Source organism: Moorena sp. SIO4G3 (assembly GCF_010692305.1).
GTDB lineage: Bacteria > Cyanobacteriota > Cyanobacteriia > Cyanobacteriales > Coleofasciculaceae > Moorena > Moorena producens_A.
Map to the genome: position 1 here is coordinate 1 of NZ_JAAHIG010000278.1, position 11,888 is coordinate 11,888.

Here is an 11,888-nt window from a genome sequence, read left to right on the forward strand (position 1 = left end):
TCCCTGGTCCAGTACACTTAAATCTACCCTTCCGTGACCCCCTCCCACCCATTCCCGACACAACCACTAACCCATTAAAATCCCAATTACAACCAGAAGAATTCTTCGCTCACTGTCAGGAGCAAGCTGTAACTGACAACCTGCAACCTACAACTTATAACCTGCAACCTGCAACCGCTAAAGTCATACAACAGTGGCAAGAATCCCAGGAAGGAATAATTATCGCTGGTCCAGCTCAACCCCAAAATCCCAAAGACTATTGTAATGCGATCGCATCCTTGTCCAAAACCTTAAGATGGCCTGTATTAGCAGAAGGGCTCTCACCGGTAAGAAACTATTGTGACCTCAACCGAGATCTAATTTCCACCTATGACTTGATACTACGTAATCCAGCATTAGCGCAACAGCTAAAACCCACAATGGTTATTCACATCAGTGAACTACCCATTAGCAAAGAATTGCGTGCTTGGTTGGATAAATGTCAACCGCGACGTTGGGTGATTGACCCTAGCCACCACAACCTCGACCCCCTCCATGGCAAAACAACTCATCTGCGCATGAGTGTAGAACAACTGGGGATATGGGTAAAGGAGTTGAAAGTTAACCAGTTGAAGGTTGACAAGTTGAAGGTTGACAGGTTGACGGTTGACAGCTCTCAACCGTTGAAGGTTGACGGTTCTAACCTGCAACCAGATAACCTGCAAGCTGATCACCTGCAAGCTGATCACCTGCAAGCTGATCACCTGCAACCAGATCACCTGCAAGCTGATCACCTGCAAGCTGATCACCTGCAACCAGATCACCTGCAACCAGATCACCTGCAACCAGATCACCTGCAAGCTGATCACCTGCAAGCTGATCACCTGCAACCTGATCACCTGCAACCTGCAACCAATACCAACCTGCAACCTGCAACCCAACTTTACCTACAAAAGTGGTGTGAGGCTGAAGAAAAAGTCAGGGCAAAGGTTGACCAAACAATGACTACAATGATTCAGTTGTTTGAAGGAAAAGCAGCTTGGTTACTCTCCCAATGTCTACCACCGGAAACACCTCTATTTATTGCTAACAGTATGCCAGTCCGAGATGTGGAGTTCTTTTGGAAACCTGGTAACACCAGGATTCGACCTTGGTTTAATCGGGGCGCTAATGGAATTGATGGTACCTTATCAACAGCTTTAGGTATTGCTCATCGTAATCAAAGCAGTGTGATGCTAACGGGTGACTTAGCATTTTTGCATGACACCAATGGTTTCCTAATTAAAAACAAGTTTGTTGGTCATTTAACCATTATATTAATTAATAACAATGGTGGTGGCATTTTCGAGATGTTGCCCATTGCAAAATTTGACCCACCCTTTGAAGAATTCTTTGCCACACCCCAAGATGTGAATTTTTCACAGTTGTGTCTGACTTATGGAGTAGAGCACCAGCTGATTCAATCATGGCAGCAGCTCAAGGAAGCTTTAAACCCACTTCCTAGCCAAGGCATTAGAGTGTTAGAATTGCCCACTGATCGTAGAAAAGATGCTAGTTGGCGTCAAGACTATTTTAAGTATAATTAATCCTAACTTTTTGATTAGTAATTAACAGAAACTAGGCGATTTCTTCCGGCAAGTTTTGCCTGATATAGGGCTTTATCAGCCTCAGCAAATAAATTTTCTGGGGACGATTTTACTGTGGGAATCGTACTAGCACCCCCCAGGCTTACGGTAACAATGTCACTCACCAGAGAACCCGAATGAGGGATCGCCTGTTTGTAGAGTTTAGTTTCAATTGTCTCTGCTACCTGAATAGCGCCTTGTATATCAGTACTCGGCAACATTACCACAAATTCCTCACCTCCATAGCGAGCGACGAGATCGGCTGGACGCTTTGCTGATTGACCAAGGATTTGAGCAACTTGTTTAAGACACTCATCTCCTGATTGGTGTCCATAAGTGTCATTGTAAAGCTTAAAAAAATCAATGTCACACAAAACTAAAGACAATGGTTTTTCTTCCCGTGCCAATCGATACCATTCGTTGTTAAAATACTCGTCAAAGGCTCGGCGGTTTGCAACTTGGGTTAAGCCATCGATAGTAGCGAGGCGTGCCAACTCTTTATTGGCAATTTTTAACTGTGTCATTGTCCAACTTGATTCAATCAAACGACGTACTCTTCGTCGCAAAACGGCCCAGTGAATTGGCTTAGTTATATAATCTGTCACACCGGCTTCAAACCCTCGTTCTACAGAGTCCGCATCATTGAGGCCTGTAATCATTAGTATAGGAGGACATTCGGAACCAAAGTTATCCTTCAATTTAGCACAGCAGGTAAACCCATCAATGATGGGCATTCTGGCATCTAAAAGCACAATGTCTGGCAATTTATCCTTACAGATATTCAGACATTGCTCACCGTTGCTAGCTTCAATGACTTTATATCCTTCCTTTGTCAAGCTACGACGTAGCACCAAGCGTGTGATCTTCTCATCATCAACCACGAGAACCTGAGGAGTTTTATTATTCAAGTTATTCAAGTCAGTATTATCCATTATTGCTGCTTGAGTCAGTAATGTATTTCTTATCGGTAGATCTTTGTTATTTTGTCTAGAAATTAATTGAAATTTTGATCGGCAATATCTGTTTAATCTAACCTAGGAAAATTAAATCTTCTAAAGATTAGTCAAAAATCAAGTCTTCACCCCTGAAACTGTTATAGCCGAATCCTTTACCTAAACCGGATTTCCGCTTATTCAAGATAAATTAATGTAGACCGACGAACCCGGATTCACTCCTGCATCCAGTGGTAAGGCCACTAGTGAAATAAGTTAACCTATTCAACAACAGTCAATTTGCCCCAGGCATTGCTATTCCTAGTAAAATGAGAGAAACAGCTATTCTGGAAGCCCTATTGTCAAGTACCCAGTGAACTAATGGCATTTTCCTCGATCATTCGGACACTAGAGCACTCCCCTCTCACCAGTGAACTACTCACCAAACTAAATCGGCAACAGTCTCTATATCTGAATGGTATTCCCCGTTTGCCAAAGGGCTTAGTAGCATCAGCCCTGGCCAAGGCAGACCAACGCCTCCTATTCGTAGTCTGTAGCACCCTAGAAGAAGCAAGTCGCTGGGCAACCCAACTCGAAGCCATGGGTTGGAGTACAGTCCACTTATACCCCACTTCAGAAGCATCCCCCTATGAACCCTTTGACCCAGAGTCGGAAATGACCTGGGGACAAATGCAAGTATTGGCAGATTTGCTCGAAAGGTTGAAGGTTGACAGGTTGCCAGTTGAAAGTTATGACTTACAACCTTCATTGGTTCAACCTTCAACTGATGGGATGGCTATTGTGGCCACTCAAGCAGCACTTCAACCCCACTTGCCCCCTGTAGATGCCTTTAAGCCCTACTGCCTTACCCTTAACCAGGGTATGACTTGGGATGGGAAAAACCTTGATCAAAAGTTGGCACAGCTGGGTTATGAACGGGTTCCCCTAGTAGAAACAGAAGGTCAGTGGAGTCGGCGCGGTGATATTGTAGATGTTTTCCCGGTAGCCTTAGAATTGCCAGTGCGGCTGGAATGGTTCGGAGATGAGTTAGAGCAGTTGCGGGAGTTTGACCCGGCAACCCAGCGTTCCCTGGATAAAATTGACGGCATCGTGCTGACCCCCACGGATTTTGGTCACATTATTAGCCAAGTGCTGAGAACCTCAAAGGCTGAACTAATCCAATCTTATCTCTCACCTCAGGAGCAAGAATCTTTTGAGGGAGGTCAGTCTTTAGAGGGTAGCCGCCGTTTCTTGGGTATTGCCTTTGACCAGCCAGCCTCTCTACTAGATTACCTGCCAGAAAATACCTTAATTGTCATTGATGAACCAGAACAGTGTGCTGCCCATTGCGATCGCTGGGTGGAACATGCCGAAGAACAATTAGAGGAACTGAATCATTCCCTGCCCTCTCTCCATCGTTATTTTGATCATGCTCTAGAGTTGAAGGTTAACCAGTTCCAGGTTGTTCGCGAACAACCTTCAACTCCTGCTGCGACTCCAATCCTGTATTTATCAGAATTGGTAGAAGAAACTACCCAAAATGCTGTTAATCTGGCTAGCCGCTCTGTACCAGTAACACCCCACCAGTTTGCCAAACTAGCAGAAGTACTGCGAGAGCAGAGCGATCGCCGTTTCTCGATTTGGCTGGTTTCTGCCCAACCTAGTCGTTCTGTTGCCCTGCTCCAAGAACATGATTGTCCTGCCCAGTTTGTCCCCAACCCTCGAGATTACCCAGCTATTGAGAAATTAAATATCCAGAGGACAGCGGTAGCGGTCAAGTATTCGGGCTTAGCAGAACTAGAGGGATTTATCCTCCCTACTTACCGGATCGTGGTTGTGACTGACCGGGAATTCTTTGGGCAGCATACTTTGGCAACTCCCAGTTATATCCGTAAGCGCCGCCGTGCTGCCTCCCAACAGGTTGACCCCAATAAGCTACGTCCAGGGGATTATGTAGTTCACAAGAATCATGGGATCGGTCAGTTCCTCAAGCTGGAAAAATTAAGCATAAATAATGAAACTCGCGAGTATTTGGTGATCAAGTACGCTGATGGTTTGCTCCGGGTGGCAGCGGATCAGTTGGGGGTACTATCTCGGTTTCGACATACAGGTACCGGTTTGCCTCAACTCCACAAGATGTCTGGTAAAACCTGGGAGAAAACCAAAAATCGTGTCCGTAAAAGTATTAAGAAAGTAGCGGTAGATTTGCTGAAGCTCTATGCCCAGCGAGCACAGCAGTCTGGTTATTGCTTTCCACCGGATTCCCCTTGGCAGCAGGAATTAGAAGATTCTTTCCCCTACCAACCTACTCCTGACCAACTCAAGGCGATACAGGATGTGAAGCGGGATTTAGAGAGCGATCGCCCTATGGATCGCTTAGTTTGTGGGGATGTGGGGTTTGGTAAAACAGAAGTTGCAATTCGGGCTATTTTTAAAGCTGTCACTTCTAACAAGCAAGTAGCTTTCCTTGCCCCGACCACTATCCTGACTCAACAGCATTATCATACCATCAAAGAACGGTTTTCTCCCTACCCCATCAATGTCGGTCTACTGAACCGCTTTCGTACCCCCCAGGAAAGGCGTGATATTCTCCAACGTCTTAAAACTGGGGAGTTAGATGTGGTGGTAGGTACTCATCAGTTGCTGGGCAAGAGTGTAACTTTTCGAGAGTTAGGGCTGCTGGTGATAGATGAAGAACAGCGGTTTGGTGTTAACCAAAAGGAAAAAATTAAATCTTTCAAAACTCAGGTAGATGTATTGACCCTCAGCGCTACTCCCATTCCCCGTACCCTCTATATGTCCTTATCGGGGGTACGAGAAATGAGTTTAATTACTACACCACCCCCCTTACGGCGTCCCATTAAAACCCACTTATCGCCCTATAAACCAGAAGCTGTCCGCACCGCCATTCGTATGGAACTTGACCGAGGTGGTCAGGTATTCTATGTCGTACCTCGGGTTGAAGGGATTGAAGAAGTTGCTGCGGAACTCAGGGAAATGATCCTTGAGGCGAGAATCGCCATTGCTCACGGTCAGCTCGACCCAGCGGAATTAGAATCAATTATGCTCACCTTTAGCAACGGTGAAGCAGATATCCTAGTGTGTACTACGATTATTGAATCTGGGCTAGATATTCCTAGAGTCAACACCATTTTGATCGAAGATGCTCACAAATTTGGTCTTTCCCAACTCTACCAATTGCGAGGACGAGTAGGTCGGGCGGGGATTCAAGCCCACGCTTGGTTACTTTATCCCAACCAGAAGGTACTCTCAGAAGCAGCCAAAAAACGCTTACGAGCAATTCAGGAGTTCACTCAACTCGGGTCAGGTTATCTGTTAGCAACCAGGGATATGGAAATTCGAGGGGTGGGGAATCTCCTAGGTGTAGAACAATCCGGTCAGATGGAAGCCATTGGCTTTGACCTCTACATGGAAATGCTGCAAGAAGCGATTAGGGAAATTCAAGGGCAAGAAATTCCCCAAGTAGATGATACCCAGATTGACATTCAGATCACAGCCTTTATTCCCGCTGACTATATTCCAGATTTAGATCAAAAAATTAGTGCTTATCGAGCAGTAGCTGCAGCAGGGTCCGAGAAAGAGTTAGCACAGATCGCAGCAGCTTGGAGCGATCGCTATGGTCCAATTCCCTCTGTAGCAGAGCAATTACTGCGGGTGATGGAACTAAAACAGTTAGGGAAGTCTTTGGGATTTTCCCGAATTCGACCAGAGGGTAAACAACACATTATCCTAGAAACACCCATGGAAGAACCAGCCTGGAAGTTACTCCAAGAGAACCTCCCCCAACATTTGCGATCGCGTTTTGTCTATTCTCCTGGTAAAGTTACGGTTCGTGGTTTAGGTCTGGTCAAGACCAACAAACAGCTAGAGAGCCTGATTGAGTGGTTAGGCAAGATGCAAGGCGCACTGCCAGAACCTACTGTGGTTGGGTTACCCCAATCCCCAATCCCCAATCCCTAATGCCCATTACCCATTACCCTCCAAAAAAAAAAGCGGCTGCAACTATTGCTACAACCGCTACTGTACATCAACTGGGAGGAAATCCTAGAGGCATATGTCAAAAACTGTCCAAGATGTTTGACAAGCTCTAGTAAAGCTACGTTACTTACTTACTACAAGGTGTCTTCCAGAGATTCCCGAAAATTTGATCAAAAATTTCTGGCAATTGGGAAACATCACGGCTTAGCTTGGGTGTTAGGTATTAGGTGTTAGGTGTTGAAATTTAATTTTAATTAAAGTGTTGTATTTTATACTTAATGCTTTAGTTAATAACTTCTAGATTTTGGTTATTAAACAATAAATATTAAATATTAGATGTTAGATGTTAGATAGTTAAGCCTGGTTTCTAGTTCCTAGTGTCTAACACATCATACCATTACTGTCAATAGATCAATACTGGCTTAGTCTTAACCAAAACTCCGAGTATCCTGGAGTAGTTCACATTACAGACCTGAGGCTGACCCGAGCTTTGATATACATACTGATGTGAACATAGTATTTTCGGGGAAAGGCAATATCAGCAAAGGCGGAGCGATCGCATTATGACTCAACTCTATGAGCAGCTCAACCAGCTAGTGACCGCAGCATGTAGTCATCCACCTGGAAGCGCTCACCGTCAAAAAAACTTAACAAAAATTATTCGTTTAGTCCATAAGAAACTTTGGCAAGAACATAGTCCCTACTATCAAGACGCACTCCAACAAACCTGGATTTACTTTTGCCAGAATATTTGCGAAGGCAAAACCGGTAATCCCTACGACTCTAGCCGTGGAAGTGTGGTCACTTGGCTCAATTTCTACTTGAAGAAACGACTCCAAGACTTTCGTATCAAGAACCGAGACCGAGAAACTAACAGAGTATCTCCTAGCAAGGGTAAAAATGGTGAAAACCTTGACCCGATCAATAGTGTGGCAGCTCCACCGGACGTGCCTACGTTACTCGAAGATATAAGGGAATGGGTGGAAACGGCGGCTGTTGATAGTGATCTACGCACTACCCATATTAAAGGTCATCGAGAGGTCACCTGCCAAGTCTTAATTTGGCGACGCTTGCCTCCAGAAACTAGCTGGAAAACCCTATCCGAAGAGTTTAATGTATCAATTTCTACATTAAGTAGCTTTTATCAGCGACAATGTTTGCCCCGTTTGCGTAAATTTGGAGAATCGGAGGGATATCTATAATAGGAGGTTCCTTAAAAAGACTTACCTTAACCTTAACCTGCTTGAGTCAAGGTGTTCACATCAGTACAGAAACACAATTCCTATGACCTACAACACCCATAACCTAGAACAATTTGCCCTTCCTCTGCCCATTACTAACAATGCACGCAGCCGTGCTGAGCAATTTGCTAGGCAGCAGCCTACCCCTCAAAAAGCTGAGCAAGTTCGACTCAACACCTTGGCTGTGTTGGTTGTCAATGATTACATGCAAATGATGGGCATGCCTACAGATTTAAAAGCCTCAGATAGCTGGAATCCTATTATACGCCTGTTAGCTAATGTGGCAGACTTGGAAATATCCGGTATCGGTCGTATCGAATGCCGAGCAATCAAATCCCAAGATTCCGTCTGCCATATTCCCCCCGAAGTTTGGTCTGATCGAATTGGGTATGTAGTTGTTGAGATTAATGAACAATCCTCGGAGGGAACAGTGTTGGGATTTACTCCAACTGCAGATACCGAAGAGTTACCCATTAGTCAACTACGACCTGTTGACGATTTAATCGATCGCTTTCATCCACCCATGACACAGGTAACCGCCAAGCCTGCTGCTGTTGCCCACAGAACAAGGGTAAACTTGAGTCAATGGTTAGAAAATGTGGTTGAAACTGGTTGGCAAACTCTCGAAAGCTTGGAAAACTTGTTAAACCCACCCGAACCAATTTTCGCTTTCCGCTCTGCTGGTCTAGACTCAACTGAGGCGTTACCCCTAGAGGAAAATCTTGATGTGGGCATTAGGCGGGCTAAGTTAATCGACTTAGGGCTATTGCTAGCTGGTTCCCCCGTGGCTTTGGTGGTGGAACTTGTGCCAGAATCTGAACTCAAGCAAAATATTCGCCTCAAGGTATATCCCACCGGCAGTAAAACCTATTTGCCTCCCAACCTCACCCTCACTGTGCTGGATGCATCCGGAACAGTTTTTCTTGAAGCCCAAGCCAGACAAATCGATAATTACATTCAATTGCAGTTTAGTGGTGTACCAGGAGAGCAATTTAGTGTCGAAGTTGCCCTTGGCGATGCCAGGATTATTGAGGATTTTACCATCTGATCCCATAGTGTGGCCTACCGCCAATCTAGGAATTATCGAATTTAGCCATCGACACACCACTGAAAGCGTTATAATTCAAAGTCCTTCGGGAATAGATCGGTTATCTGGTGTCTTGTTTGATATCAGTTTTGATATCACTCAGTGGTCAATCCTAAGACACCGATACACCCTCTATAAACTTATATAAACCTCTATAAATAGGTAAAATTAGGGGACAAATCACATCTGCAACACAAGTGATCCATGACCAATGACCAATAACACGCGAAGTATTGGTAAATTAGTTGTCTTAAAGATAGGAGATGGTTGTTTTGACAAAGGGTTTCCAGTCACTTTACAGATTGGGGAAGAGGGCAAAAGCCCCTTGTTGGAAATCACTGGCAGGCTACCTCCTGCTCCTGAAATTCTGCAATCGTGCCAAAGTTGGACAACGAGTTATCACAGTTTGGGGTTACGTTCCCGTCTAGAAGCATCAGTGGTACAAGTGACGAATGTATCTAAACTGGAACGGTGCTACAATGCTGCCCAAGTCTTAGGCGATCGCTTAAATGCTTGGCTATCCTCAGAGCCATTTCGACCGATTAAGGAGAAATTACTCGAACAACTATCACCCTCCGATGAAATCCGTCTAATTATTCAAACCGAGAACAGTTGTTTACGGCGACTGCCCTGGCATCTGTGGGATTTTTGGGAACGCTATTCCAAGGCTGAAATTGCTTTAAGTGCCTTAAAGTTTGAACCAGTCCCCCCCAATCCCAAGCCCCACCAGAAGGTTAAAATTTTAGCAATTATTGGCAATAGTATTGGTATTGATACTGAAGCGGATCAGAAGTTGCTAGAGAAATTATCTGATGCTCAGCTCACGTTTCTCATAGAACCCAAGCGCCAGCAAGTCAATGAAGCCCTTTGGGAGCAATCCTGGGATATCCTCTTTTTTGCTGGTCATAGTTCCAGTAAAAACGATGGGGAAACGGGTCACATTTATATTAATAAAACCGATAGTTTAACCATTAATCAGTTAAAGTTTGGCTTAAACAGAGCAATTGTAAAAGGCTTAAAAATCGCTATTTTTAATTCTTGTGATGGCTTGGGTTTAGCCTCGAATCTGGCTAATTTACGGATTCCCCAAATTATTGTGATGCGAGAACCGGTACCCGACCGGGTTTCACAGGAATTTTTGAAATATTTTTTAACCGCTTTTGCTGGGGGGCAGTCTTTCTATTTAGCAGTGCGGGAAGCTAGGGAACGATTACAAGGGATAGAAGATGAGTTTCCTTGTGCAACTTGGTTACCGATAATTTGTCAGAATCCCGCCGCCAAGCCACCGACTTGGAAAGAGTTGAGGGAAAGTGTTCCGGTACCACCTCCACTTCCAACTCCAAAACCTTCACCTCCACCTCCACCTCCAATCCCACCCCTGACCTTCGTCAAGGTATTAGTGAGCAGTTTGGTAATTACATGCTTCTTAATAGTTATACAGCAGCTCAGTTTACTGCAAGGTTTCGAGTTGAAAGCCTTCGACCACCTGATGAATCGAAGACCAGCGGAGTTTCCCGATTCCCGTCTGATAGTGGTAGAGGTTACTGAAAAAGATATTGAAGCTCAGCAGTCGGATTTAAGACCAAAGACCTCCTTATCAGACCGATCACTCAAACAACTGTTAGAGATACTTAATTCCTCTCAAGCCAAAGTCATTGGCCTAGATATTCATCGTGATTTTTCTGTAGCGCCAGACTACCAAGATTTGGGAACGCTCCTACAGGAAAGCGAGAATTTGGTTGCAGTGTGCAAAGCCAGTAATGAAGACGATCCAGGAATTTCACCACCGCCAGAAGTTCCGAAACACAACTTGGGCTTTAGTGATGTTGTAGCTGACCCAGACGGGGTGATTCGTCGCCATCTGTTGGCCTTTAACCCTGATCCAACATCAGTTTGTAGTGCTTCTTATGCTCTGAGTACCCAGTTGGCCATGCGGTATCTAGTGGCACAGGACATCTTTCCCACGTACACCGATCAAGAATACTTACAGCTAGGTGATGTAGTCTTTACACCCTTAACCAAGCATACTGGCAGTTATCATAACCTGGATGATTGGGGACACCAAATCATGCTGAATTACCGTTTTCACAAATCTCCAGAGGATTTTGTTCACCAAGTCACTCTCTCTGAAGTTCTAAACGGTAAGATCAATCCTGATGCCTTCAAGGGAAGAATTGTTCTGATCGGCGTTACTGCTCCCAGCCGTGAGGATTATTTTTTTACACCCTATAGTAAAGGGAATGATATAGAGGATCAAACACCAGGGGTAATTCTCCATGCCCACATGGTAAGTCAGATTCTCAGTGCTGTTTTAGATCAGCGACCCCTGATACAAGATTGGCCCGCATGGGCTGAAGTAGTTTGGATTTGGGGTTGGTGCCTAACGGTTGGTCTGGTGTGTTGGTGCTGTAAATCATCCATACGTTTGGGTGTGTTGCTGTTGGCTCTATCGATTCTCTACGGGTCCTGCTTAGGTCTGTTGAAACTTGGGTATTGGGTACCATTAGTCCCCTCAGCCTTGGCGGTGGTGGTTATTGGTGGTTTTATTGTTCTGTATGATATAGCAATTCTCTATGCCATGAGGTACAAAGGGATCCCCCTAAATACCCCTTATCAAGGTAGACTTTGAGGTTCATAAGCGTACCTCATAAATTATAGAAACGCTATAAACCTTCACCATATCCTCTAAAATTGGTCAAGTAATCTAAGAATTTAGAATTTAGAATTTAGAATTTAGAATTTAGAATTTAGAATTTAGAATTTAAATTTTAGAATTTAGAATTTAAAATTTAGAAGTCAGTAAGGCTTTTTCTTATATTGATCAGAGGTTGTCTGAGAAGTATCATTTGCTACATCCAAGCCCCCTAAATCCCCCAATTTTGCGGTGCGACCCAAGGGCGATTTACTCGCCCATTGGAAAGCGCACCGGAAGGGACTTTTAGAAGCAAATTGACTCTTGTTCCCCCCAAAGTTGGGGGGCTAGGGGGGCAAAATTCAGTATCAAAAAACTTGGGAGATATCCTCT

6 protein-coding genes are annotated in these 11,888 nt (G+C 44.6%); 5 read left to right on the forward strand and 1 reads right to left on the reverse strand.

The annotated features are described in order from the left end of the window. A partial coding sequence (locus F6J99_RS32755; RefSeq protein WP_293119292.1) for a thiamine pyrophosphate-dependent enzyme occupies window positions 1–1,565 on the forward strand: 1,565 nt, incomplete at its 5' end. A 14-nt stretch (window positions 1,566–1,579) separates the two neighbouring features. Here F6J99_RS32755 and F6J99_RS32760 read toward each other — a convergent pair. Then, the gene (locus F6J99_RS32760; protein ID WP_070393562.1) at window positions 1,580–2,536 is read right to left on the reverse strand and encodes a PleD family two-component system response regulator; all 957 of its coding nucleotides are present in this window, start codon (window positions 2,534–2,536) and stop codon (window positions 1,580–1,582) included. 381 nt (window positions 2,537–2,917) lie between these two features. Here F6J99_RS32760 and mfd point away from each other — a divergent pair, with 381 nt between their 5' ends. The 4 genes from mfd (at window position 2,918) to F6J99_RS32780 (ending at window position 11,492) form a co-directional block, all read left to right on the forward strand. Continuing rightward, entirely contained in the window at window positions 2,918–6,517 is a 3,600-nt protein-coding gene (gene mfd / locus F6J99_RS32765) for a transcription-repair coupling factor (protein WP_293119294.1), read from the forward strand. 581 nt (window positions 6,518–7,098) lie between these two features. Then, window positions 7,099–7,737 (forward strand): sigma-70 family RNA polymerase sigma factor, encoded by a 639-nt coding sequence (locus F6J99_RS32770; protein ID WP_293119296.1) that lies wholly within the window; start codon window positions 7,099–7,101, stop codon window positions 7,735–7,737. An 82-nt stretch (window positions 7,738–7,819) separates the two neighbouring features. Further along, complete coding sequence (locus F6J99_RS32775; protein WP_293119298.1) at window positions 7,820–8,824, forward strand: DUF1822 family protein; 1,005 nt, start codon at window positions 7,820–7,822, stop codon at window positions 8,822–8,824. Window positions 8,825–9,074: 250 nt separating this feature from the next. Continuing rightward, on the forward strand, window positions 9,075–11,492 hold the full coding sequence (locus F6J99_RS32780; RefSeq protein ID WP_293119299.1) for a CHASE2 domain-containing protein: 2,418 nt from the start codon (window positions 9,075–9,077) through the stop codon (window positions 11,490–11,492). Window positions 11,493–11,888 lie beyond the last annotated feature (396 nt).

Coding starts and splice junctions, on each gene's coding strand:
- F6J99_RS32760 (WP_070393562.1), bottom strand. CDS start 2,536: ATGGATAATACTGACTTGAATAACTTGAATAATAAAACTCCTCAGGTT.
- F6J99_RS32775 (WP_293119298.1), top strand. CDS start 7,820: ATGACCTACAACACCCATAACCTAGAACAATTTGCCCTTCCTCTGCCC.
- mfd (WP_293119294.1), top strand. CDS start 2,918: ATGGCATTTTCCTCGATCATTCGGACACTAGAGCACTCCCCTCTCACC.
- F6J99_RS32770 (WP_293119296.1), top strand. CDS start 7,099: ATGACTCAACTCTATGAGCAGCTCAACCAGCTAGTGACCGCAGCATGT.
- F6J99_RS32780 (WP_293119299.1), top strand. CDS start 9,075: ATGACCAATAACACGCGAAGTATTGGTAAATTAGTTGTCTTAAAGATA.